The organism is Streptomyces albus subsp. chlorinus (genome assembly GCF_013302895.1).
In the GTDB taxonomy this organism is placed as follows: Bacteria; Actinomycetota; Actinomycetes; order Streptomycetales; family Streptomycetaceae; genus Streptomyces; species Streptomyces chlorinus.
In genome coordinates this window covers 4,414,702-4,438,912 of record NZ_VJOK01000001.1, presented here as the reverse complement: position 1 = coordinate 4,438,912, position 24,211 = coordinate 4,414,702, and the positions used below count along the sequence as shown (strand labels likewise).

Genomic DNA, 24,211 nt, shown 5'->3' with positions numbered 1-24,211 from the left:
GGAGGGGGTCAGACCCCGAGGCCGCGCACCGCCAGGTCCAGCAGGGCGCACACGAACAGGGCGACCCCGATGAAGCTGTTGACCTGGAAAAAGGCCCGGTTGAGCCGGGAGAGGTCGTGGGGGCGGACGATGGTGTGCTCGTAGACGAAGGCCACGGCCACGATGGCGATGCCCAGCCAGTAGAAGAGACCCGCGTGGGTCAGGACGCCGAAGACGGCCAGCAGGGCCACCGTGACCAGGTGGGCGACGCGGGTGGCCCGGATGGCGTTGGCGGTGCCGAAGCGGGCCGGCACCGACCGCACGCCGCCCGCGCGGTCGGCCGCCACGTCCTGGCAGGCGTAGATCAGGTCGAAGCCGCCGATCCAGATGCCCACGGCCAGCCCCAGCACCACCGCGTGCCAGGACCAGGCGCCGGTGACGGCCAGCCACGCGCCGGTGGGGCCGATGGCCTGGGCGAGGCCGAGAAGGGCGTGCGGGAAGTCGGTGAAGCGCTTCCCGTACGGATAGACCACCATCGGGACGACGGCGACCGGTGCCAGCGCCAGACACAGCGGGTTGAGCAGGGCCGCCGCGCCCAGGAAGACCACGAGGGCGACCGCGGCCCCCGTCCAGGCGGTGCGGACGGACACCGCGCCGGTGACCAGCTCACGCCCGGCGGTGCGCGGGTTGCGGGCGTCGATCTCCCGGTCGATGATGCGGTTCGCCGCCATCGCGAACGTCCGCATCCCCACCATGGCGACCGTCACCAGGAACAGCTGCCACCAGTGGACGCTGCGGCTCTCCCGGAACATCGCGGTGAGCGCCGCGATGTAGGCGAACGGCAGCGCGAAGACCGAGTGCTCGATGACCACGAGCCGCAGAAAGGCCCGCACCCGCCCGACATCGGCACCGGGGCCGGGCCCCAGCACCCCTTCGGCCGTGCTGCTCACAGCCCGTACTCCTTCCAGCGGCGCTCCACCAACTCGGCCACCCGGGGATCCGACTCGATCATCCGAGGCCAGCCGCCGTCGCGCGTGTACCCCTCCTCGGGCAGCTTGCGCGTGGCGTCGATCCCCGCCTTGCCGCCCCAGAACTGCTGGTAGGAGGCGTGGTCGAGATGGTCGACGGGGCCTTCGACCACCGTCAGGTCGCGTGCGTAGTCCACATTGCCCAGCGCCCGCCAGGACACCTCGTGCATGTTCCGCACGTCGCAGTCCTTGTCCACGACGACGATGAGCTTCGTCAGCGACATCATGTGCGCGCCCCAGATGGCGTGCATGACCTTCTGCGCGTGCTTGGGGTACTTCTTGTCGATGGCGACGATCGCGCAGTTGTGGAAGCCGCCCGACTCGGGCAGGTGGTAGTCCACGATGTCCGGCACGACGATCTTGAGCAGCGGCAGGAAGAACCGCTCGGTGGCCCGGCCCAGCGGCCCGTCCTCGGTCGGCGGACGGCCGACCACGATCGACTGGAGCAGCGGACGCCGCCGCGCCGTCACGCAGTCGATGCGCAGCGCGGGGAAGGGCTCCTGCGGGGTGTAGAAGCCGGTGTGGTCGCCGAACGGGCCCTCCGGCAGCGTCTCGCCGGGCTCCAGCCAGCCCTCCAGGACCACCTCGGCGTTGGCCGGCACCTGGAGCGGGACCGTCTTGCAGTCCACCATCTCCACCCGCTTGCCCTGGAGGAAGCCGGCCAGCAGGTACTCGTCGATGTCGCCGGGCAGCGGTGCCGTGGAAGCGTAGGTGACGGCGGGCGGGCAGCCGAAGGCGATGGCGACCGGAAGCTTCTCGCCGCGCCGGGCCGCGACCTGGTAGTGGTTGCGGCTGTCCTTGTGGATCTGCCAGTGCATGCCGATGGTGCGGCGGTCGTGCCGCTGGAGCCGGTAGAGGCCCAGGTTCCGCACACCGGTCTCGGGGTCCTTGGTGTGGGTGAGGCCCAGATTGAAGAAGGAGCCGCCGTCGCCCGGCCAGGTGAACAGCGCCGGCAGCCGCTCCAGGTCCACCTCGTCGCCCTGCTGGACGACCTGCTGGACGGGCGCCTCCTTGACCTTCTTCGGCGGCACGTGCGCCATGGCGCCCAGCTTGCCGAACGCCTCCCGGAAGCCGACGAAGCCCTGCGGCAGCTCGGGCTTGAGCAGGCCGCCGATCTTCTGGCTGATCTCGTCGTAGGAGGAGAGGCCCAGTGCCTTCAGCAGCCGGCGGTCGGTGCCGTAGACGTTCATGGCGAGCGGCAGGTCCGAGCCCTTGACGTTCTCGAACAGGAGCGCGGGGCCGCCCGCCTTGTTCACCCGGTCGACGAGCTCCCCGACCTCCAGATACGGGTCGACCTCGGCCTTGACCCGCACGAGGTCGCGGTCACGCTCCAGCGCCCGCAGGAGCGAGCGGAGATCGTCGTATGCCATACGCCTCAGTATCCTCCCTGGGGCCCGCGCCCTGAGCGCCGGGGCCTGTGCCCGGCCCATTACCCTGGCCCTGTGCGCACCCGCGAGGCGGGTACCCGCACCGCATCCGTCCGGCGGCATCTCGCACCCAGGGGGCGTTCCGCGTGTTCCTCAGGCTCCTGCCCTTCCTCCTCGTCCTCGCCCTGTGGATCTACGCGTTCATCGACTGCCTGAACACGCCCGAGAACGAGGTGCGGAAGCTGCCCAAGGTGCTGTGGGTCATCATCATCCTGCTGTTCGGGCAGGTACTGCTGGGGCCCATCGCCTGGTTCGTCGTCGGCCGGCCCCGCCGCAACGCGCCCTACGGCGCGGTGCGCCCCCAGGAGCGCCGCTGGGTCGCCCCGGACGACAACCCGGACTTCCTCAAGTCCCTGGACGACAGGACCAAGCCCGAGGAGAGGCCGGAGAGGGAGGACTGAGCCGGACCCCGTCGGCCTCCGGCCAGACCCCCGCCCCGGCCAGACTCCGCCCCGAGGGGCCTGGACCCGCTCCGAGGGGCCTGGACCCGCTCCGAGGGGCCTGGACCCGCTCCGAGGGGACCTAGGCCGCCGATCCCGTGCTGCCGCTGCCGCTGCCGTCGCCGCCGGGCGTTGTCGCGGTCGCGGCGAAGAGGGCCTGGTACTCCGTGCGCAGGGCGCGGAACCGCTCGGGGGTCCAGGCCGGCCAGTCCGCGGGACGGCCGCACAGCTCCTCGGCAAGCAGCTCGAAGTGCTGGTGCCAGCTCGCGAGGGCGTCGAGCACCTGCGCCGGGTCGCCGGTGAAGTCGTTGCGGAAGCGGACCCGGGTGTGCGCGTCGTCGGCCGAGCCCCGCAGGGTGAAGCCGAAGGAGCCCCGCGTGTCGACCGTGTACTCGGCCAGTCGCCGCCGCGACCAGGCGGTGATCCGCCCCTCAGCCGCGGCCACCCCCCGCTGCCCGTCCAGCCGGCGCAGCGTCACCGCTCCGCCGGGGCCGGGCTCGAAGGGGTCGGCCTCGGCCAGCCAGCCGCGCAGTCCGGCGGGGGTGGCGACCGCGGCCCAGACGCTCTCCAGCGGGTGCGGGTACGACAGCTCGAAGCCGATCGTGTGTGCCGCACCGTCGGCGCTGCTGCGCGCCGAACCGTACGGGATCTCGGTGCTCATGGGGTCGTCCACCTTCGTCCCGCCCCTCGGGGAGCGGGCCCTCAGATTCCCGCGTAGGAGTGCTTGCCGTTGAAGAAGATGTTGACGCCGTAGTAGTTGAACAGATAGCAGGCGAAGGCGAGGATCGCCAGGTACGCGGCCTTGCGGCCCTTCCAGCCCGCGGTGGCGCGTGCGTGCAGGTAGCAAGCGTAGGCGACCCAGGTGATGAAGGACCAGACCTCCTTCGGGTCCCAGCCCCAGTAGCGGCCCCAGGCGTCGCCGGCCCAGATGGCGCCCGCCACGATGGTGAAGGTCCAGAAGGGGAAGACGGTCGCGTTGATCCGGTAGGCGAACTTGTCCAGCGAGCCGGCCGAGGGCAGCCGCTCCATGATCGAGGTGCGCACCCGGCCGGGCTTGCGGCCGGCCAGCAGGTGCGTCTCGTAGGCGTCGCGGAACAGGTAGAGCACGGAGCCGACGAAGCCGAGGTAGAGCAGCGCGCCGCAGATGATGGCCAGCGAGACGTGGATCCACAGCCAGTAGGAGTGCAGCGCGGGCACCAGCTGGTCGCTGTCGGTGTAGAGCACGGTGACGGCCAGGCCCAGGTCCAGCAGCACCGCGGTGACCAGCGGGAGCCCGATCCAGCGGACGTTCTTCCGCGCCAGCAGGAAGCCGAGGAAGGCGGCGACGGCCACCATCGAGAAGGCGGTCGAGAACTCGTACATGTTGCCCCAGGGGGCGCGCCGCACCGACAGGGAGCGGGTCAGCACCCCGCCGAAGTGCAGCAGGAAGGACAGCACCGTCAGCGAGACGGCGATGCGCCCGTACATGTCGCCCTGTTCGTCCCCGGCGGCGGCACCGGGCCCGTCGGGCAGGTCACCGCGCTTGCCGGTACCCGAACGGGTGACGATCTTGGGCGTGGCCGTCGCCGGCTTGTCCAGCACGGCGGTGCCGCCCTGGGAGGACTTCACCCGCACGGAGATCTCGGCGCCCTGCGCGGGGACGGCCGTCTCACCGGACTTGCCGGTGAGTGCCGCCGCCGTGCGGGCCACCTTGCTGCGCGAACCGAAGGTCCACTCGGCGCAGTAGGCGACAAAGGCCAGCACGTAGACGGCCATCGCCGAATAGATCAGATAGTTGCTGATCTGGGCGAGCTGCTCGTTGGGTTCGGCTGCGAGGAGGTTCACTTGCCTGCTCCTTCGGTGGCGTCAGCAGGATCGACGGTGTCCGCAGGGGCGGCGGGTGCCGCGTCCTGCATGTCGGTGGCGAGGGAGGCGAGTTCGTCGGGCAGGCGCGCGGACTCGCTGCGCCCGAGGCCGGCCATCTCGACGACGGTGCGCCCGTCGTCGCCCCGGGTGGCCCGTACCCACACCCGGCGGCGCTGGATGAACAGGGAGCCGGCGAGCCCCGCGATGGCCGTGAGCGCGCCGCCGAGGGCCCAGCCGTTGCCGACCTGGTGGGAGACCTGGAAGTTCGCCCACTTCTTGACGCCCTCGAACGTCAGGGAGCCCGCGCCCTTCGGCAGCGTCATCGTGTCGCCCGGGGTGAGCTTCTTCGCGAAGGGCGAGCCGTCCTTCTTGGTGAACTTCGTCATGTTGTCGGTGTCGAGCTGGTACACGTTCTGCGCGGGCCCGCCGTCGACGCCGAGGTTGCCGTGGTAGGCGGTCAGGAACAGCGCCGGGTTCTTCAGCATGGGCGACTGGGAGAACATGGTGCCGCTGCCCGGCTGGAAGTCGGGCACGAAGAAGCCCTGGAAGCCGAGCTGGTCCTTGCGTCCCCTGGCGTCGAGGTAGTCGGTGACCTTCACGACGCCGCTGGAGGTCTGGTTGTTGTCCTGCTGGAGGAAGGGCACCGGTCCGCGGTAGGCGACGTTCTCCTTGCCGTCCTTGACGCTGACCACGGGCGCGTAGCCGTTGGCGATCAGGTAGACCTTGGACGAGCCGACCTTCAGCGGATGGTTCACCTTGATGGTGGTGTCGGTCTCCTTGCCGCCGCTGCCCTTGGTGTAGGCGATGTCCGCCCGGTAGTCCCGCGCCGTGCCCTTGTTGGGGCCGCTCTCCTCGTAGGTGGCGTGGAAGTCCTTCAGCCGGAAGGTGAACGGGTCGAGCATGTCGGCGGTGAAGAGCGAACCGGACTGGAAGTCGTCGTACTGGGTCAGCACGTTGGAGAACCCGTCGCCCTGCACGATCAGCTTGCGGCCCTCCGACTTGAACAGCTGACCGGAGGCGAAGGCCAGCAGCAGGACGATCAGCGCGATGTGGAAGGCGAGGTTGCCCGCCTCGCGCAGATAGCCCTTCTCCGAGGCGACGGCGTCGCCCTCCAGGTGCGTACGGAACCCGCGGCGGCCCAGCAGCGTCCGTGCGGCGTCCAGCACCTTCTGCGGCTCGGCCCCGGTGCGCCAGGTCGTATGGACGGGCATCCGGTCCAGCCGGCGCGGGGCACGCGGCGGGCGGGCGCGCAACTGGCCGACGAACTGCCAGGTGCGCGGGATGATGCAGCCGATCAGCGAGACGAACAGCAGGATGTAGATCGCCGAGAACCACACCGACGTGTAGACGTCGAACAGCTGGAGCTTGTCGTAGAGCGGCGCCAGGGTGGTGTGCTTCTCGCGGAACTGCTCGACCTTCAGCGCGTCCACCGGGGTCTGCGGAATGACCGAGCCGGGAATGGCGCCCAGGGACAGCAGGAAGAGCAGGATCAGCGCCACCCGCATCGAGGTCAGCTGCCGCCAGAACCAGCGGACCCACCCCAGCGGGCCGAGCGAGGGGAGGTTCAGCTTCTCCTCGCTGGGGGCCGTGGAGAGCTGGGCGGTGGCCGCGCGCTCCCCGGCGGCCTCCTCCCCGGCCGCCGCCTCGCTGCCGGCGGCCGCGGCCTCCTCGGCGGCACCGGCCTCGCCGGCGGCGCCGTCCTTGCCGGTACGGGTCGTGCTCATGGATCAGATCCCCACCGTGAAGTCGGACGACCAGACCGTGATCTCGTAGACGATCCGGTCCCAGATGCCTGTGACGAGCAGGACACCGACGGCGACGAGCATGCCGCCACCGATCCGCATGACCCACGCGTAGTGCCGCTTCACCCAGCCGAAGGCGCCGAGCGCACGGCGGAAGGCGAGGGCGGCGAGGACGAACGGGACACCCAGCCCCAGACAGTAGGCCACCGTCAGCAGTGCGCCGCGGCCCGCACTCCCCTGGTCCGAGGAGAGTGTGAGGACCGCGGCGAGCGTGGGCCCGATGCAGGGTGTCCAGCCGATCCCGAAGAGCACCCCGAGCATCGGCGCGCCCGCCAGCCCTATCGCGGGCCGCTTGTGGATGCGCAGCTCCCGCTGGGTGAACCGGGCCAGCGGCCCGAGGGCGCCCATGAAGGCGAGCCCCAGCAGGATCGTCAGCCCGCCCAGCACCTTGGAGATGACGGCACGGTGCTCCTGGAGGGTGGCGCCGAAGCCGCCGAAGAGGGCGCCCCCTGAGACGAAGACGGCGGTGAACCCGAGCACGAACAGCCCCGCGCCCAGGAACATCCGCCCGCGCCGTGCGTCGGCCAGATCGGTGCCGCTGACCCCGGTGACGTAGGAGAGGTAGCCGGGCACCAGCGGCAGCACGCACGGCGAGAAGAAGGAGACCAGTCCGCCGAGGAGGGCGATGGGCAGGGCGAGCAGCAGAGCACCGTTGAGGACGGTGTCGTTCATGCCCGGGGCGGCGAGAAAGGTCATGGGGCGGTCACTTCGCGCCGATCAGGGGGTCGAGCGCCGAGCGCAGCTCCTTCTCGCTCAGCTCCTTGAGCGCCCGCACCGCGACCCTGCCGTGCTTGTCGAGGATCAGGGTGGAGGGGATCGCCTGCGGCGAGAGGGTGTTCTTGGGGAACTCGAGGATGAGCTTGCCACTGGGATCGTAGAAGCTCGGGTAGTCGATCTCGTAGTTCCGCTCGAACGCCCGGGCGTTGGCCTTGTCCAGGTCACGGGTGTTGATCCCGACGAACTGGACGCCCTTGTCCTCGGTGTCCCGGGCGACCTTGGCGAGGTTGGGCGCCTCCGCGCGGCAGGGGCTGCACCACGAGCCCCACACGTTCAGGACGACGACCTTGCCCTTGTAGTCCGAGAGCTTCAGCTTCTTCCCGTCCACCGAGGTGCCCGCCAGGTCCGGCACCCGGGAACGCCTGCCCTCGGCCACCTTGGTGATCTCGCCCGTGCCCTTGACGAACTTGGTGTCGCCGGACGACGAGCCGGTCTTCTCGCCGCCGCAGGCCGACAGCAGCAGGGCTGAGGCGGTGACGCCGGCGGCCAGCAGGGTGGCGCGGCGGCGGGAGGCGCGGGTCTGGCTCATGTGAAAAGTTTCGCATGCGCCCCTTGCGGATCTTCCACACCCCCCTTTCGAGGGAACACCCGGCCCCACGCCGCGTGGAACGCCGTGCCGCGCCGCGCGGACACCGCCTCGTGCCGCGCGGACACCGCCTCGCGCGGAACGCCGCACCGCCCACCGGCGACGCCGTGCCGCCCCACCGGCGGGGAAGTCCTCAGGCGCCGGCGCCCCGCTGCTGGGCGCCCGCGCCGCGCCGCCGCTTCGCTCCCGCCCGAAGGTGCGCGGGCACCAGGTCACGCGCCGGCTCGCTGTAGCCGACGGAGACGATGCGGTCGCCGAGGAAGGTGAAGCTCGTCAGCGAGGCCAGCGTGCACTGGCGGCGGCGCGGGTCGTGCCAGAGCCTGCGGTGCTCGACGAAGCTGCGCAGGATCCAGATGGGCAGCTGGTGGCTGACGCACACGGCCTCGTGCCCGCGGGCGGCGTCCTTGGCGGATTCGATCGCCCCGCGCATCCGTACGACCTGCTCGATGTACGGCTCGCCCCAGGAGGGCCGGAAGGGGTTGCGCAGGTGGCGCCAGTTGTCGGGGTGGCGCAGCGCGCCGTCTCCGACGCCGAAGGTCTTGCCCTGGAAGACGTTCCCGGCCTCGATCAGCCGGGCGTCGGTGGCGATGTCGAGGCCGTGCGTCTTGGCGATGGGCGCGGCGGTCTCCTGGGCCCGTTCCAAGGGGGAGGCGATCACCTGGGTGATGTCCCTGTCCTCCAGGTACTCCGCGACGCGGTCGGCCATGCGCCGGCCGAGGTCGGAGAGGTGGTAGCCGGGCAGCCGCCCGTAGAGGATGCCCTCGGGGTTGTCGACCTCGCCGTGCCGCATCACATGGACGACGGTGACCGTCTTCCCGTCGCCCTTGTCCCCACTCTTGTCCCCGGCCTTGTCGTCGCGCCCGGTCCGCGTCTCCTCGCTCATGCCGGCACCGCCTCGGCCGCGGCGCGGGCCGCGGCGGGGAGCGCGTCGGCGATGCGCTCGACGGCGCGCTCGTCGTGCGCGGCGGAGACGAACCAGACCTCGTAGCCGGAGGGCGGCAGGTAGACGCCCTGGGAGAGCATCGAGTGGAAGAACGCGGTGAAGCGGAAGGACTCCTGCCGCTTGGCGGTCTCGTAGTCGGGGACCCCGGCGGAGCCGAAGTCGCCGAAGAAGACGGAGAACATGGTGCCCGCCGTCTGCACGGTGTGCGCCACACCCGCCTTGGTCAGCGCCTCGGTGACCAGCTCGCGCACCTGGCGGGCGGCGGCGTCCACCACGGCGTGCGCGGCGAAGTCGTCGCGGGCCAGCACCCGCAGCTGGGCGAGGCCGGCCGCGGTGGCAACCGGGTTCCCCGACAGGGTGCCCGCCTGGTAGACGGGGCCGGCCGGGGCGAGGTGGTCCATGACGTCCTTGCGGCCGCCGAACGCCGCCGTCGGGAAGCCGCCGCCCATCACCTTGCCGAAGGTCATCAGATCGGGGGCCACCCCGTCGATGCCGTACCAGCCGCGCGGGCCCGCGCGGAAGCCCGTCATCACCTCGTCGGAGATGTAGAGCGCGCCGTCGGCCCGGCACAGGTCCTTCAGCGCCTGGTTGAAGCCGTCGCGGGGCGGGACGATGCCCATGTTGCCCGGGGACGCCTCGGTGATCACGCAGGCGATCTGGCGGGGGTGCGCGGCGAACGCCTCGCGGACCGCGTCCAGATCGTTATACGGCAGCACGATCGTGTCGCCCGCCTGCGCCCCGGTGACCCCCGGGGTGTCCGGCAGGCCGAACGTGGCGACACCGGATCCGGCCGACGCGAGCAGCGCGTCGACGTGCCCGTGGTAGCAGCCGGCGAACTTGATCACCTTGGCGCGGCCGGTGAATCCCCGCGCCAGCCGGATCGCCGACATGGTCGCCTCGGTACCGGAGGAGACGAGTCGTACCTGCTCAACGGGGTCGATGCGGGCCACGATCTCCTCGGCGAGCGCCACCTCGTCCTCCACAGGGGTGCCGAAGGACGTGCCGCGCTCGACGGCCTGCCGCACGGCCGCCGTCACCTCGGGATGCCCGTGACCGAGGACCATGGGCCCCCAGGAGCAGACGAGGTCGACGTACTCCCTGCCGTCCGCGTCCGTGAGGTAGGGGCCGGAACCGGACACCATGAAACGGGGCGTTCCGCCCACCGCGCCGAAGGCACGGACCGGTGAGTTCACGCCGCCCGGCGTCACGGCGGCGGCGCGGTCGAAGAGCGACTGCGATACTGGTGCGCTGTACGAGTAAGTCACGAAAGCCATGGTGTCAGAGGCCCGTGTGCGGGGCCTCGGGGGCGTTTCACGCTCCGTGGGGCGGGGAGGTCTCTGACACGATGATCGGGCCGCACCGGGACGGCAGTGCGGCTCGGATGAGCAGTCGGGTGGTGACATGCATCGCGGTGGCGGACTGGGGGAGGGGCCCGGCCCCTCGGAGACTGGCCCGGAGCGTGCGCAGGGGCGCCACAGGCGCACCGCGGCCGGACCCGGGGACGGCACCGCGGCGGGCAGCACCCACAGCGGTACGGGGCCGGGCGGTACGACGGCGGACAGCGGGACCACGAGCGGCAGCGGCATCGTGCGGGGCGGCGGCCTCGTCGAGGGCGGTGGCCTCGCGGGCATCGGGAGCAGGGCGAGGACCAGGAGCGGCAGGGGTGGCGGCCGAGTGGGGGTGACCTACAAGTACTTCGGGGCGCCGGACGGCGCCACGGCCGCGCGCGTCCCGATCTCGATGCGCCCGGAGGAGCTGGGCGGGGACGAGCTGGGCCAGGGCATGTTCACCAAGATCAAGCCCGAGACGATGGCGGCGATGGTGCTGACGGGGATCGAGGGGATACCTCTGCACCGGGTCCCGCCGCTCGAACTCGTCGTCCTGCACCCGGACTACGCCGTGGTGAAGCTCCCGATGACCGTCGTCGACCCGCTGCGCGGCGTCGGGGACGAGACGGTGGGCGCCGCGGCCTTCATCTGGTCCACGGTCCCCGACCGCGCCGGGCCCCAGGACGCCTTCAACGTCTACCAACTCCTGCACCGCTGGCAGGACTTCTCCGACCGCCTGCACGAGGCGGGCCACCAGGCGTACTGCCTGGTGTGGCCGTGACCCGGCCGGCGGCCGGGCGGCCGTAGCCTCTCCGCCGGCCGCCGCGGCGGCTACGCTGTCGCGCCATGCTGCACCTGCGGATCATCACACCCGCCGACCGCACCGCCCAGGTCACCGCCCTGCTGGAGGAGACGGTCGGCGCGACCCATCTCGTGGTGCTGGACGGTGCCGCCCGCGACCCGGCCGGCGACGTCGTGACGTGCGACGTCGCCCGCGAGGCGGGGGACGAACTGCTGGCCGGGCTACGGAAGCTGGGCCTGGCCGAGCACGGGTCCATCGCGGTGGAGAACATCGACCTGTCGCTGTCGGCCCGCGCCGAGACCGCCGAGGCCGAGGCGCCGGGCGAGGGCGTGGACGCCGTGCTGTGGGAGTCGCTGACCGAGGCCACCCACGAGGAGTCGCGGCTGACGCTGACGTATCTGACGTTCCTGACCGTCGCCACGATGCTGGCGGCCTGCGGCGTGCAGACGGACAGCGCCATCCTGATCGTCGGGGCGATGGTCGTCGGGCCCGAGTTCGGCCCGCTCGCCGGGGTGTGCACGGGCATCGTGCGACGGGCGCCCCGGCTGCTGTGGCGGTCCCTGACGGCCGTGCTGGTGGGCTTCCCGCTGGCGATGCTGCTCACCGGGGGCTTCGCCGTCCTGATGGACACGCTGGGGCTGTTCACGCACGCGGACTTCGTCAAGCCGCACCCGATGACCGACTTCATCTGGAAGCCCGACCCGATGTCGTTCGTGGTCGCGCTGCTGGCGGGCGTGGCCGGGATCGTCTCGCTGACCTCCGCCAAGTCCGGTGCGCTGGTGGGCGTCGCCATCTCGGTGACGACGGTGCCGGCCGCGGCCAACGCGGCGGTCGCGCTCAGCTACGGGAACCTGGGCGAGACGGGCGGCTCGTTCCTCCAGCTCCTGGTGAACCTCGCGGGCATCGTGCTGGCGGGGACGCTCACCCTTCTGGGCCAGAAGCTGTTCTGGTCCTGCCAGCGCCGCCGGGCGACGACGGCCTGAGGGCGCCCCGCCCCCGGCGACGGCTCTCCCTCCCCGCGCCTCCCGTACGAGAACGGGTGTCCCGCCACCGCGATGCGGTGGCGGGACACCCGTCGCCCTGCGGCCGGGCCGGCCTCTCAGGGCCGGCGCCGCCCAGAACCGGCGCCTCTCCGGGCCGGTGCCTCTCCGGACCAGCGCCTCAGCTCGTGCCCTTGCCGTCCTCCGGCTCGCCCCGGTCCTGCTCGGAGCCGGGCTGGGACTGCTCGGCCGCCACGACCGCGTCGCTGACGGCCTGGGCGACCTCCGCGTCCAGCACCTCGGCGTCCAGCTTGGGCGCGTCGGGGTTCACCGGCTGGATCTGGAACTCGAACTCGCCGCCGTACTGCTCGTGCGCGGCGACGACCGCGCTGCCCACCGCCTCCTCGCCCCGTTCGGCGCGGATGATCAGCGGGTCCCTGCGCAGGTCCTTGGTGAGCGCGAAACACAAGCCGATCATCACGACGGTGAACGGGACGGCCACCAGGATCGTGAGGTTCTTCAGCCCGGTGAGCGCTTCGTCCCCACCACCGCCGATCATCAGCATGACCGCGCCGACGGCACCGGTGAGCACACCCCAGACGATGACGACGCCGCGGGTGGGCTCCAGCGTGCCCTTCTGCGAGAGCGTGCCCATCACAATGGAGGCCGCGTCGGCACCGGAGACGAAGAAGATGCCGACCAGGATCATCACGATGAGGCCGGTGACGCTGGCGATCGGGTACTCGTTCAGCACGTTGAACAGCTGCGACTCCTGGGTGTCGCCCAGGTTGACGCCGTCGCTCTGCAGCTTCATCGACGTACCGCCGAAGATCGCGAACCAGATGAGGCTCACGACGCTCGGGACCAGGATCACGCCGCCGACGAACTGGCGGATGGTGCGGCCCCGGCTGATGCGGGCGATGAACATGCCGACGAACGGCGTCCAGGAGATCCACCACGCCCAGTAGAAGACGGTCCAGCTGGACAGCCAGTCGGCGACGCCCTTGCCGGCCGCGGAGTCGGTGCGCCCGATCATCTGGGGCAGATCACCGAGGAAGCTCCCGACCGAGGTGGGCACCATGTTGAGCATCAGGATCGTCGGGCCCGCGATGAAGAGGAAGACCACCAGGAGCCCGGCCAGCACCATGTTGATGTTGGACAGCCACTGGACGCCCTTCTCCACACCGGAGACGGCCGAGGCCACGAAGGCCGCGGTGAGCACGATGATGATGGCGACCAGCACCCCGGTGCTGACCTTGCTCGCCCAGCCCGCCTCCTCTATGCCGCTGCCGATCTGGAGGGCACCCAGGCCCAGCGAGGCGGCGGAGCCGAACAGCGTGGCGAAGATCGCCAGGATGTCGATGACCTTGCCGACGCCGCCGTTGGCCGCCTTCTCGCCGATCAGCGGGGTGAAGACCGCGCTGATCGTCTGCCGCCGGCCGCGGCGGAAGCAGCTGTAGGCGATGGCCAGGCCGACCACCGCGTAGATCGCCCACGGGTGGAGCGTCCAGTGGAAGAGCGTGGTGGCCAGCGAGGTCTCCATGCGCTCCGCGTCGCTGCCCGGGTTCGTGCCGGGCGGAGGGTCCTGGAAGTGGCTCAGCGGCTCGCTGACGCCGTAGAACATCAGCCCGATGCCCATGCCGGCGCTGAACATCATGGCGATCCAGGACACGGTCCTGAACTCCGGCTCCTCCCCCTCCTTACCGAGGGTGATCTTGCCGTAGCGGCTGAAGGCCAGCCACAGCGAGAAGACGACGAAACCGGTGGCCGCGAGCACGAAGGCCCAGCCGCCGTTGTGCATCGTCCAGCTCAGCATTTCCGAGGAGACATCGGCCAGGGAGTCCGTGGCGACCGCGCCCCACACCACGAAGGCGAGCGTGAGCAGCGCCGTGACGCCGAACACGAGGCGGTCTGTCTGCGGGCCCCTGGTCCGTCCCCCGCTGGAGGCGAACGCCTCCTCTGTCTCAGATTTCACGTTTGTCTGTTGTCCTTCCTCCGGAGGACATGCGGTCCTCTCACGCGCGCGGATACCTGCCATGGATTCGGGTGGCCGCTACCCGGCTTCGAAAAAAGTAATCCGACCGCGACGGCGCCTCCCTCGACACGTTCTTCTCGTCCAACCGTCCTGCTGAGCAGCAGGGTTGACGGCGCATCAGCTCCCGATGCCACGGTGAGTGACCAGCAGAACCCGGTAAGCCTAGGGCCAGGGGCCCCCGGGGGGAGCCCCTCGGAACGGCCAACCGGGGGGTCGTTGCCAATCCGGAACGTTGCTGATCCGGAAACCCGCGGACAGGAAGGCACCCGTGGGCGAAGGAGCGGCGAAAAGGAAAAGACTGACTTTGCGCAACATAGCCGCCGTCCGACCGGACGCCTGAGCGGCGTGTGCGGTAGACATGGTCCCGTCGCCCCGTCGGCGGAACGCTCTGCGGGCGTACGCCGGCCGCGAGGCGCCGTACGACGATCCGAGCGAGGAGGCAGCCGTGCCGCGGAGGGCAAGAAAGTACGCCGTACGCACGACGTACGCGACCAACGCCGCACTGGCCCTCGTTCTCGCGGGCGCCCTGACCGCCTGCACCGGCTCCTCCGGCTCCGACGGCGGTGAGGACGGCAAGGCGGGCGACTCCTCCGCCTCGCCGACCGCGGCCGAGCCGGGCAAGTACCGCACCCTGCCCAAACCGTGCGACGTGGTGAGCGTCGGCACGCTCCGCGAGATGCTCCCCGGCGCGGCGGCCGAGGACGACGGCACGGCCGCCCCCAGCGCCGGCGCGAGCCCCTACGAGGGCGAGCCGACCGCGACCTACGACACGGACCGGCGCGTGGGCTGCCGCTGGAAGAACGCGACCTCCCTCAGCACCCGCCACCTCAACATCGACTTCGAGCGGGTCGTCTCCTACGACCCGGCCGTCAGCGACGACGAGCAGGCCGAGCGGCTCTACGCCAAGAAGGCCCGCAAGGCGGGGATCCCGCTCGATCCGGACGACACCTCCCCCGACGCCGACTCCGAGCCGGACCCCGGCTCCGAGCCGGACTCCGGCTCCAAGTCCTCCGGCTCCCCGAAAACGGACTCCTCCAAGAAGGACGGGGAGAAAGGTTCCGGTCACAAGGGCGGGACGTCCCCCGACGGGCACACCTCCCCCTCCGGCGCCCCGGACGCGTCTTCCTCCCCCGAGGACGACGTCACGGACAGCCCCTCCGCCACCCCCGGCGAGGACCTGGCACCACGCTCCCTGGACGACCTCGGGGACGCCGCCTACATCGACGACGAACTGCACACCGCCGACTCCGGGCTGCACCGGGACATCACGCTGGTCTTCCGTACGGCCAATGTGATCGCCACCGTCGAGTACGAGCAGTGGGTGACCGACAAGCACCGCATCCCTGACAGCCAGGAGCTGCAGGAGCGGGCCCGCGAGCTGGCCGCGCAACTCGCCGAGCAGTTCGAGGACTGACGGGCGCCCGCCGCACTGTGACCGGCGCCACCTTGTGGGCAGCGCCACCCTGTGGGCAGTCCCACGCTGTGGAAGGTGCCACGAAACGCCCACACCGCCCCATGGGTTGCGTACCGTTCCGTCAGCACCGCTGGCCGCCGGCCGGCCCGGCTCAACTGGTGAAGACCCCGGAAGCGAAGGAACCATGCACCGAAACGCCCCGCGCAACGCCCCTCGACGGAGCAAGACCGTCAGGAACACGCTCGCCTGTGCGGCAGTGGCGCTCCCCGTCCTGCTGGTCGCCGGCTGCTCCTCGGACTCGGACCAGGGCAAGGAGTCCGACAAGCCCTCGGCCTCCGTGAGCAAGTCCCCCACGGTGGCGCCCGCGAAGTTCAAGCGGCTGCCCGACTCCTGCAAGAGCATCGGCAAGGGCACCGTCAAGGACGTGGTGCCCGGGACGGACGACACGGGCGGCAAGCCCGTCGGCTCCGGTGACACCGACGACTCCAACAGCTGCCTGTGGAGCGGTCTGGACAAGTACGACTACCGGCAGCTGACGCTCTCCCTCAAGCGCTTCGACTCCGACCCGGCCATCGGCTCCGGCGACAAGCGCGCCGCGGACTACAGCAAGCAGCAGATCGCGGAGAAGAACGGCAACAAGGACAACCGGGACCTCAAGGAGTCCCAGGTCCCCGGCCTGGGCGACGAGGCCACCGCCCTCGCCTACGAGACCAGGAAGCAGGACACCAAGGGCAAGTCCGAGGAGTACCGCGCCGAGCGCCTGGTCACCCGGGTCGCCAACGTCGTGGTCACCGTGGACTACGAGGGCGCCGGCTTCGAGGACGCCAAGAAGCCGGACGCCGGCGAGGTGAAGAAGAACGCCGAGAAGGCGGCCAAGGAAGCGGTCAAGAGCATCAAGTGACCACCCGGTCACCGACCGCGCACCACGGAGCCCGGCCCGCCCGCAGGGGGCCGGGCTCCGCGCATGCGCACCCGCCCGGATGTGCCAGGCTTGGCGCGCCAGTTTCCGAGGGTGCCGAGGGTGGGGGACGACTCCAGTGCAGGGCGTACAACTGAGCCGAATACACCGCGTACTCGTCGGCGTCGTGGTCGCCGGCGCCATGGTGATCGCGGCGATCGGTTTCGCGGGCTCCTACGCGGCGGTCCGCGAGCTGGCCGAACGCAAGGGCTTCGGGGCGTTCTCGCCGTTCTTCCCGATCGGCGTGGACGCGGGCATCGTCGTCCTGCTCGCCCTCGACCTGCTGCTGACCTGGATCCGCATCCCCTTCCCCCTGCTCCGCCAGACGGCGTGGCTCCTGACGGCCGCCACGATCGCCTTCAACGGCGCCGCGGCCTGGCCGGACCCGCTCGGGGTGGGCATGCACGCGGTGATCCCGGTGCTCTTCGTCGTCACCGTCGAGGCGGCACGCCACGCCACCGGCCGGGTGGCGGCCATCACGGCGGACAAGCACATGGAGGGCGTCCGCCTCTCCCGCTGGCTGCTCGCCTTCCCCTCCACCTTCCGCCTGTGGCGGCGGATGAAGCTGTGGGAGCTGCGCAGCTACGAGGAGGTGATCCGGATGGAGCAGGACCGGCTCGTCTACGAGACCCGGCTGCGCGCCCGGTACGGGCGTTCCTGGCGGCGCCGGGCACCCGTGGAGGCCCTGATGCCGCTCAAGCTCGCCCGCTACGGGGTGCCGCTGCGCCAGACGGCACCCGAGGCGACCAGGCTGACCGAGCCGCCGGCCCTGACGGAACCGGCCCCGGAGCAGCAGCCAGCGCCCGATGCCTCGGCGCCGCTCCCCCAGCACGAGACGGCCTTCCTCACCGCCGGCCCCACGGAACAGGCCCACCCCCACGAGGCCCCGTCACACGAAGCCTCTTCACGCGACGCCCCTTCGCACGAAGCCTCTTCGCACCAAGCCCCGTCCCACGAAGTCCCTTCTTCCGGCACCCCTTCCGGCGAGGCGGGGCCGTCGGGGGTGGAACAGCCCGCGCCGGAGCCCCTCCCGGAGGGCGAGCCGGTCGCGGAGCCCGCGCCGGAGGCCGCCGTCCGCTCCCGGGCCCCGTACACGCCGGCGCGTACGGAGGAGCTGTTCATCGAGCCGAGGCCACCCGAACGGGACCCGGAGGAGCTGCCGGAGGACCCGGAGGACGGGGAGACGGACGGGGACGGGTACGACCCGTACGGGTACGCCGGTGACGAACCCGTCGGCATACCGGACGGCGTGCCGCGCGAGGAGGTCTACTTCGAGGCGTACCGGCAGTACGTGGCCACGCACAGCGCCTTCCCCGGCTCCGCCGAACTCGCCCGCACCCTCCGGGAGCGCATGGGGGTGGCCACCGCCGACGGGACCCCGCTGAGCGAGGCCTACCTCGACACCTACATGCGGGAGTTCAGGGACCGCTACAACATCGAGATGGGCCTGGCGGGCTGACGCCGCCCGGCGCGGGGTCAGCCGCCCAGCAGCTTGCGGACCCGCTCGGCGCCCACCGCGAGCAGCAGCGTGGGCAGCCGGGGGCCCGTCTCGCGGCTGACGAGGAGGCGGTAGAGCAGGGCGAAGAAGCCGCGCTGGGCGACCTTCAGCTCGGGCGTCGGCTTCGCGTCGGGGTCCAGCCCCGCCTGCACCTTCGGCACGCCGTACACCAGAGACGTCAGGCCCTCCAGCGACCAGTTGTCCTCCAGCCCTTCCAGCAGCAGCCGCAGCGACTCGCGCTGGGTGTCGTCGAGCGAGGCCAGCAGCTCGGTGTCGGGCTCCTCCCGCACCCGCGTGCGCTGGTCGGCGGGGACCTGGGTGGTGATCCAGCGGTGGGCGCGGTCGAGCCGGGGCCGGACCTCGTCCAGGGAGTGCACCGGGTGCGCGGGGTCCAGCTCGCTGAGGATGCGCAGCGTCTGCTCCTCGTGGCCGCCCGTGATGTCGGTGACGGAGGCGAGGGTGCGGTAGGGCAGCGGGCGCCGTGTGATCGTCAGCGGGCCCAGCGCGGTGGTCGCGGCGCGGGTGTGCGCCGCGATGTCGGCGGGCTGCGCGGTGCCCTCGGAGATCTTGCGGGTGAGGGCGTCCCACTCGTCGTAGGTGCGCTGGATCTCCTGGTCGAAGGCGACCTTGAAGGACTGGTTGGGCTTGCGCCGCGCGTACAGCCAGCGCAGCAGCGGGGCCTCCATGATCTGGAGGGCGTCGGCCGGGGTGGGCACGCCGCCCTTGGAGGAGGACATCTTCGCCATGCCGCTGATGCCGACGAAGGCGTACATCGGGCCGATGGGCTGCTCGCCGCCGAAGATCTCCTTCACCAGCTGGCCGCCGACCACGAACGAGGAGCCGGGCGACTGGTGGTCCACACCGGACGGCTCGAAGACCACGCCCTCGTAGGCCCAGCGCATCGGCCAGTCCACCTTCCACACCAGCTTGCCGTGGTGGAAGGAGCGCAGCTCGACCGTCTCGCCGTGACCGCACTGGCAGCTGTAGGTCAGCTCGGTGGTCTCGTCGTCGTAGGCGGTGACCGTCGTCAGGTCGCGTCCGCAGACGGTGCAGTAGGGCTTGTACGGGTAGTACGCGGAGCCCGCGCCGGCGCCCGAGCCGTCGTCCTCGGCGGCGGCGCCCGAGCCCTCGGCCGCCCGCACCTCCGCGGCGTCCACGGGGGCGCCCTGCTTCTGCTGCTTGCCCTGCTTCTGGGCGTTCTTCGCGCCCTTCTCCAGCGTCCGGTAGCGGTCCAGCACGGCGTCGATGCGCTCGCGCTCCCGCATCGCGAACAGGATCTGCTCGGTGTAGGCGCCCGAGGTGTACTGGGCGGTCTGGCTGATGCCGCGGTACCGCACGCCCAGCTCCAGCAGGGACGCCTCCATGGCGGCCTTGAAGTGCTCGGCCCAGTTCGCGTACAGGCTGCCGGCCGGCGCGGGGACGGACGTCAGGGGGCGGCCGATGTGCTCGTTCCAGGACTCGTCCACGCCCTCGACACCGGCCGGCACCTTGCGGAAGCGGTCGTAGTCGTCCCAGGAGAGGATGTGCTCGCACTCCACGCCGCGCCGCTTGATCTCGTCGGCGACCAGGTGCGGCACCATCACCTCGCGCAGGTTGCCCAGGTGGATGGGGCCCGAGGGGCTCAGCCCGGACGCGCAGACCACGGTTTTACGGCCGCGGCGCTCCGCTTCGGCGATGACCTCATCGGCGATACGGGAGACCCAGTCGGCCTCGTGAGTGGTCCCAGCCACGTCCGGCACTTCCTTCTCGTCGCGCTCTTTCGAACCTGCGCCGCCCATTGTCCCACCCCGTAACGCGGCGGCGCCCCCCAGTGCGTCCGTGGGATACTGGGCTGCGAAATCCCAGCCTCCGACGGAACGGTCAGCACTCCATGGCTACGGTCCCCTCTCTCGCCGTTACGGTCCGCCAGCGCGTCTCGGACGCCCTCTCGGCCGCTGTGCCGGAGGCCGCCTCCGCCGACCCGCTGCTGCGACGTAGCGACCGGGCGGACTTCCAGGCCAACGGCATGCTGGCGCTGGCCAAGCGGCTGGGGGGCAACCCCCGCGAGCTGGCCGCCAGGGTCACCGAGGCGCTGCCGGACAACGACGAGATCGCCGGCATCGAGGTGTCGGGGCCCGGCTTCCTGAACATCACCGTCGCCGACAAGGCCCTGGTGGGCAACCTGGCCGCCCGCTGGCAGGACCCGCGGCTCGGCGTGCCGTACGCGGAGAACCCGGGCACCACGGTGATCGACTACTCGCAGCCGAACGTCGCCAAGGAGATGCACGTGGGGCACCTGCGCTCCACGGTGATCGGCGACGCGGTCGTGAACCTGCTGGAGCACCGGGGCGAGAAGGTGATCCGCCGCCACCACATCGGCGACTGGGGCACCAACTTCGGCATGCTCATCCAGTACCTGATCGAGCACCCGACCGAGCTGGACCACGAGTCCGACTCGGCGGACGCCAAGGACGCGGGCGAGGCCGCGATGGCCCGGCTCAACCGGCTCTACAGGTCCTCGCGCGCCGTCTTCGACTCCGACGAGGGCTTCAAGGCCCGCGCCCGCGACCGGGTGCCCGCCCTGCAGAGCGGCGACCCGGAGACGCTGGCCCTCTGGCACAAGATCGTGGACGAGTCGAAGACGTACTTCCAGGGCGTCTACGAGGAGCTGGACGTCGAGATCCGCGACGCGGACATCGTCGGAGAGAGCGCGTACAACGACGACCTCCAGCAGGTGGTCAAGGACCTGGAGGAGTCCGGTGTCGCGGTCCGCTCCGAGGGCGCGCTGTGCGTGTTCTTCGAGGACATCAAGGGCCCGGACGGCACGCCCACACCGCTGATCGTGCAGAAGTCCAACGGCGGTTTCGGCTACGCCGCCACCGACCTGGCCGCCATCCGCAACCGGATCGGCGAGCTGAAGGCGGACACCCTGCTGTACGTGGTGGACGCCCGGCAGGCGCTGCACTTCCGCATGGTGTTCGAGACGGCGCAGCGCGCCGGCTGGCTGCCCGAGGGCGCCGCCAGGCAGCTGGCGTTCGGCACGGTGCTGGGCAAGGACGGCAAGCCGTTCAAGACCCGTGAGGGCGAGACGGTGCGGCTGGTGGACCTGCTGGACGAGGCGGTCGAGCGGGCGGCGGCCGTCGTCCGCGAGAAGGCCGACGAGGGGGTGCCCGAGGAGGAGATCCAGCGGCGCGCCCAGCAGGTGGGCATCGGCGCGGTCAAGTACGCGGACCTGTCGAACTCGATGACGCGCGACTACGTCTTCGACCTGGACCGCATGGTCTCCCTCCAGGGCGACACCAGCGTCTACCTCCAGTACGCCTACGCGCGCGTGCGCTCGATCTTCCGGCGCGCGGGCGAGCTGAAGCCGGTGCCGCACCCTGGGCTGGAGCTGGCCGCGGCCGAGCGGGCGCTGGCGCTGCACCTGGACGGTTTCGCGGACACCCTGGTGGCGGCCGCCGACGAGTACGCGCCGCACAAGGTGACGGCCTACCTGTACGAACTGGCCACGCTCTACAGCCGGTTCTTCGAGAACTGCCCGGTGCTCAAGGCCGACACCACCGAGCAGGCGGAGAACCGCCTGTTCCTGTGCGACCTGACCGCCAAGGTCCTCCACCAGGGCTTGGCCCTGCTCGGCATCCGTACGCCCGAGCGGCTGTAGTCCCCGCCTGACGCACGTGTAAGGGGCGCCCTCCCAAGGAGGGCGCCCCTTACACGTTGTCCGTCCGTGCGCGGACCGCGGCTCAGATCCGGTCGCGCAGCAGCCGTGCGGCCTCCGTCGCCCAGTAGGTGAGGATCATGCTCGCGCCGGCCCGGGTGAAGCTGGTGAGCGTCTCCAGGATGGCCGCCTCGCGGTCGATCCAGCCCCTCTCCGCCGCCGCCTCGACCATGGCGTACTCACCGGAGATCTGGTAGACGCCGACCGGCACCTCGGCCCGCTCGGCGAAGTCCCGCAGGATGTCCAGGTACGGCAGGCCCGGCTTGACCATCACCATGTCCGCGCCCTCGGCCAGGTCGAGCGACAGCTCGCGCAGCGCCTCGCGGGCGTTGGCCGGGTCCTGCTGGTAGGTCTTGCGGTCGCCTTTGAGCGAGGAGCCCACGGCCTCCCGGAAGGGACCGTAGAAGGCCGAGGAGTACTTCGCGGTGTAGGCGAAGAGGGCCACGTCCTGGTGCCCGGCCTTCTCCAGCGCCGCGCGGACGTACCCGATCTGGCCGTCCATCATGCCGCTGGGGCCCAGCACATGGGCCCCGGCGTCGGCCTGGACGCGGGCCATCTCGGCGTACCGCTCCAGCGTCGCGTCGTTGTCGACCCTCCCGTCGGCGGTGAGCACGCCGCAGTGGCCGTGGTCGGTGTACTCGTCCAGGCACAGGTCGGACATGAGGACCAGCGCGTCGCCGACCTCGGCCCGCACGTCCCGCAGCGCCACCTGGAGGATGCCCTCGGGATCGGTGCCCGCCGTACCGGCCGCGTCCTTCTTGGCCTCCTCCGGCACCCCGTAGAGCATCAGCCCGCCGACACCGGCCTCCACCGCCTCCACGGCGGCCTTCCGCAGGGTGTCCCGGGTGTGCTGGACCACGCCGGGCATGGCGCCCACCGGCACCGGCTCGCTGATCCCCTCCCGCACGAAGGCGGGCAGGATCAGGTCCGCCGGCCGCGTCTGGTGCTCGGCGACCAGACGCCGCATGGCGGGGGTGGTGCGCAGCCGCCGCGGCCGGGCCGCGGGGAAGCCGCCGTACGTGCTCATGATGTGCGTGCCCTCCTCCTGGCCGGGCGCTTCTCGCTCGGCCGCTTCACCGGTTCACCGGCCTCGACGGCCGCGGCGCGGCGCCGCGCGCCGAAGTCGGCCAGCGCCTCGGCCAGCTTGTGCACGGACGGCTCGGGAGCCATGACGTCCACCCGCAGCCCGTGCTCCTCCGCCGTCTTGGCGGTGGCCGGGCCGATACAGGCGATGACGGTGACGTTGTGCGGCTTGCCCGCGATGCCGACCAGGTTCCGCACGGTGGACGACGAGGTGAACAGCACCGCGTCGAACCCCCCGCCCTTGATGGCCTCCCGGGTCTCGGCGGGCGGCGGCGAGGCGCGCACGGTGCGGTACGCCGTCACGTCGTCCACCTCCCAGCCCAGCTCGATCAGACCGGCCACCAGCGTCTCGGTGGCGATGTCGGCGCGCGGCAGGAAGACCCGGTCGATCGGGTCGAAGACCGGGTCGTAGGGCGGCCAGTCCTCCAGCAGCCCCGCCGCCGACTGCTCCCCGCTGGGCACCAGGTCCGGCTTCACACCGAACTCCACCAGCGCCCTGGCGGTCTGCTCGCCCACCGCCGCGACCTTGATCCCGGCGAAGGCCCGCGCGTCGAGCCCGTACTCCTCGAACTTCTCGCGCACCGCCTTGACGGCGTTGACGGAGGTGAACGCGATCCACTCGTAGCGGCCCGTGACCAGGCCCTTGACCGCGCGCTCCATCTGCTGCGGGGTGCGCGGCGGCTCCACGGCGATCGTCGGCACCTCGGCCGGTACGGCGCCGTAGGAGCGGAGCTGGTCGGAGAGGGAGGCCGCCTGCTCCTTGGTGCGCGGCACCAGGACCTGCCAGCCGAAGAGCGGCTTGGACTCGAACCAGGCCAGCTGGTCGCGCTGGGCCGCGGCGCTGCGCTCGCCGACCACGGCTATGACGGACTGCCCGCCGTCCGGCGAGGGCAGCACCTTCGCCTGCTTGAGGGTCTGGTTGATCCCGCCGAGCGTCGAGGTGAAGGTGCGCTGCCGGGTGGTCGTCCCGGCGAGCGTGACGGTCAGCGGGGTGTCCGGCTTGCGGCCCGCGGCCACCAGCTCGCCCGCGGCGGCGCCCACCCCGTCCAGGGTGGTGGAGACCACGACGGTGGCGTCGCTGACGCCCAGCTCCGTCCAGCACCGGTCACCGGCCGTGGCGGCGTCCACGAACCGCACGTCGGTGCCCTGCGCGTCCCGCAGCGGCACCCCCGCGTAGGCGGGCACGCCGACGGCGGCCGCGATGCCCGGCACGACCTCGAACGGGATGCCCTCGGCGGCCAGCGCGAGCATCTCGCGGGCCGCGTCCGAGTCCAGTCCCGGGTCACCCGCGACCGCACGCACGACCCGCTTGCCGGCGCGCGCGGCGGCTATGGCAGACTCGCCGGGGTCGAGAGCTGCATCGTCCGCCGGTGCGGAGGCAGTTGACGCCTCGTCAGCCACCGGCTGAAGCGGCGTGTCCACCCCTGGGCGGGTGTGGGCGCGTACGACGTCATGCACGCGGGGGTCGGCGACAAGCACGTCGGCCTGCCCCAACGCCTCGACGGCGCGCAACGTCAGCAGCCCCGGGTCTCCCGGCCCGGCACCCAGGAAGGTGACGTGACCGTGTGCACCGTGCAGGTGCTGTCTCG

The 24,211-nt window shown here is 71.4% G+C and carries 20 protein-coding genes; 7 read left to right on the top strand and 13 right to left on the bottom strand.

What is annotated here, in order from left to right; all coding sequences use genetic code 11:
* Positions 1-8: 8 nt before the first annotated feature.
* Together mqnP and FM076_RS19315 are read right to left on the bottom strand one after the other, a co-directional pair.
* Positions 9-929 (bottom strand): menaquinone biosynthesis prenyltransferase MqnP, encoded by a 921-nt coding sequence (gene mqnP, locus FM076_RS19320; protein ID WP_173872264.1) that lies wholly within the window; start codon positions 927-929, stop codon positions 9-11.
* Complete coding sequence (locus tag FM076_RS19315; RefSeq protein ID WP_173872263.1) at positions 926-2,377, bottom strand: menaquinone biosynthesis decarboxylase; 1,452 nt, start codon at positions 2,375-2,377, stop codon at positions 926-928. Before FM076_RS19315 ends, mqnP begins: the two co-directional genes overlap by 4 nt.
* A 143-nt stretch (positions 2,378-2,520) precedes the next feature.
* On the opposite strand from FM076_RS19315, the gene FM076_RS19310 reads away from it, so the two are divergent.
* Positions 2,521-2,835 (top strand): PLDc N-terminal domain-containing protein, encoded by a 315-nt coding sequence (locus FM076_RS19310; RefSeq protein WP_173872262.1) that lies wholly within the window; start codon positions 2,521-2,523, stop codon positions 2,833-2,835.
* A gap of 121 nt (positions 2,836-2,956) precedes the next feature.
* Here FM076_RS19310 and FM076_RS19305 read toward each other — a convergent pair whose 3' ends face one another.
* The 7 genes from FM076_RS19305 to hemL all read right to left on the bottom strand — a co-directional run bounded on the left by FM076_RS19305 (position 2,957) and on the right by hemL (position 10,101).
* Positions 2,957-3,535 carry an SRPBCC domain-containing protein gene (locus tag FM076_RS19305; protein ID WP_173872261.1) on the bottom strand — a complete coding sequence of 193 codons (579 nt, stop codon included), beginning with the start codon at positions 3,533-3,535 and terminating at the stop codon, positions 2,957-2,959.
* Positions 3,536-3,576: 41 nt separating this feature from the next.
* Positions 3,577-4,698, bottom strand: a complete 1,122-nt coding sequence (gene ccsB, locus FM076_RS19300) for a c-type cytochrome biogenesis protein CcsB (protein ID WP_173872260.1) — start codon at positions 4,696-4,698, stop codon at positions 3,577-3,579.
* The gene (gene resB / locus FM076_RS19295; RefSeq protein WP_173872259.1) at positions 4,695-6,443 is read right to left on the bottom strand and encodes a cytochrome c biogenesis protein ResB; all 1,749 of its coding nucleotides are present in this window, start codon (positions 6,441-6,443) and stop codon (positions 4,695-4,697) included. Before resB ends, ccsB begins: the two co-directional genes overlap by 4 nt.
* Before the next feature lie 3 nt (positions 6,444-6,446).
* The gene (locus tag FM076_RS19290) at positions 6,447-7,217 is read right to left on the bottom strand and encodes a cytochrome c biogenesis CcdA family protein (protein WP_173872258.1); all 771 of its coding nucleotides are present in this window, start codon (positions 7,215-7,217) and stop codon (positions 6,447-6,449) included.
* Between the two features lie 7 nt (positions 7,218-7,224).
* The gene (locus FM076_RS19285; protein ID WP_173872257.1) at positions 7,225-7,827 is read right to left on the bottom strand and encodes a TlpA family protein disulfide reductase; all 603 of its coding nucleotides are present in this window, start codon (positions 7,825-7,827) and stop codon (positions 7,225-7,227) included.
* A gap of 190 nt (positions 7,828-8,017) precedes the next feature.
* A complete protein-coding gene (locus tag FM076_RS19280) occupies positions 8,018-8,674 on the bottom strand; it encodes a histidine phosphatase family protein (protein ID WP_243275005.1) in 657 nt (218 codons plus the stop codon).
* An 89-nt stretch (positions 8,675-8,763) separates the two neighbouring features.
* Positions 8,764-10,101 carry a glutamate-1-semialdehyde 2,1-aminomutase gene (gene hemL / locus FM076_RS19275; protein WP_173872255.1) on the bottom strand — a complete coding sequence of 446 codons (1,338 nt, stop codon included), beginning with the start codon at positions 10,099-10,101 and terminating at the stop codon, positions 8,764-8,766.
* A 127-nt stretch (positions 10,102-10,228) separates the two neighbouring features.
* Here hemL and FM076_RS32980 point away from each other — a divergent pair, with 127 nt between their 5' ends.
* Positions 10,229-10,936, top strand: coding sequence for a hypothetical protein (locus FM076_RS32980; RefSeq protein WP_180217810.1), 708 nt, complete (start codon positions 10,229-10,231; stop codon positions 10,934-10,936).
* Positions 10,937-11,001: 65 nt separating this feature from the next.
* Positions 11,002-11,940 carry a DUF389 domain-containing protein gene (locus tag FM076_RS19265; protein WP_173872254.1) on the top strand — a complete coding sequence of 313 codons (939 nt, stop codon included), beginning with the start codon at positions 11,002-11,004 and terminating at the stop codon, positions 11,938-11,940.
* A gap of 178 nt (positions 11,941-12,118) precedes the next feature.
* Here the strand turns inward: FM076_RS19265 and FM076_RS19260 are convergent, their stop codons facing one another.
* Positions 12,119-13,912, bottom strand: a complete 1,794-nt coding sequence (locus FM076_RS19260; protein ID WP_345945106.1) for a BCCT family transporter — start codon at positions 13,910-13,912, stop codon at positions 12,119-12,121.
* Positions 13,913-14,417: 505 nt separating this feature from the next.
* Here FM076_RS19260 and FM076_RS19255 point away from each other — a divergent pair.
* The 3 genes from FM076_RS19255 to FM076_RS19245 all read left to right on the top strand — a co-directional run bounded on the left by FM076_RS19255 (position 14,418) and on the right by FM076_RS19245 (position 17,803).
* Positions 14,418-15,386, top strand: coding sequence for a hypothetical protein (locus FM076_RS19255; protein ID WP_173872253.1), 969 nt, complete (start codon positions 14,418-14,420; stop codon positions 15,384-15,386).
* A gap of 184 nt (positions 15,387-15,570) precedes the next feature.
* Positions 15,571-16,287 carry a DUF3558 domain-containing protein gene (locus FM076_RS19250; RefSeq protein ID WP_173872252.1) on the top strand — a complete coding sequence of 239 codons (717 nt, stop codon included), beginning with the start codon at positions 15,571-15,573 and terminating at the stop codon, positions 16,285-16,287.
* 136 nt (positions 16,288-16,423) lie between these two features.
* Complete coding sequence (locus FM076_RS19245; RefSeq protein WP_345945105.1) at positions 16,424-17,803, top strand: DUF2637 domain-containing protein; 1,380 nt, start codon at positions 16,424-16,426, stop codon at positions 17,801-17,803.
* Positions 17,804-17,820: 17 nt separating this feature from the next.
* Here FM076_RS19245 and lysS read toward each other — a convergent pair whose 3' ends face one another.
* Complete coding sequence (gene lysS, locus FM076_RS19240) at positions 17,821-19,572, bottom strand: lysine--tRNA ligase (protein ID WP_173872250.1); 1,752 nt, start codon at positions 19,570-19,572, stop codon at positions 17,821-17,823.
* A 140-nt stretch (positions 19,573-19,712) separates the two neighbouring features.
* Here lysS and argS point away from each other — a divergent pair, with 140 nt between their 5' ends.
* On the top strand, positions 19,713-21,482 hold the full coding sequence (gene argS / locus FM076_RS19235) for an arginine--tRNA ligase (protein WP_173872249.1): 1,770 nt from the start codon (positions 19,713-19,715) through the stop codon (positions 21,480-21,482).
* Positions 21,483-21,564: 82 nt separating this feature from the next.
* Here the strand turns inward: argS and hemB are convergent, their stop codons facing one another.
* Entirely contained in the window at positions 21,565-22,566 is a 1,002-nt protein-coding gene (gene hemB / locus FM076_RS19230) for a porphobilinogen synthase (protein ID WP_173872248.1), read from the bottom strand.
* The gene (locus FM076_RS19225) at positions 22,563-24,200 is read right to left on the bottom strand and encodes a uroporphyrinogen-III synthase (RefSeq protein ID WP_173874862.1); all 1,638 of its coding nucleotides are present in this window, start codon (positions 24,198-24,200) and stop codon (positions 22,563-22,565) included. Before FM076_RS19225 ends, hemB begins: the two co-directional genes overlap by 4 nt.
* Between the last annotated feature and the right edge of the window lie 11 nt (positions 24,201-24,211).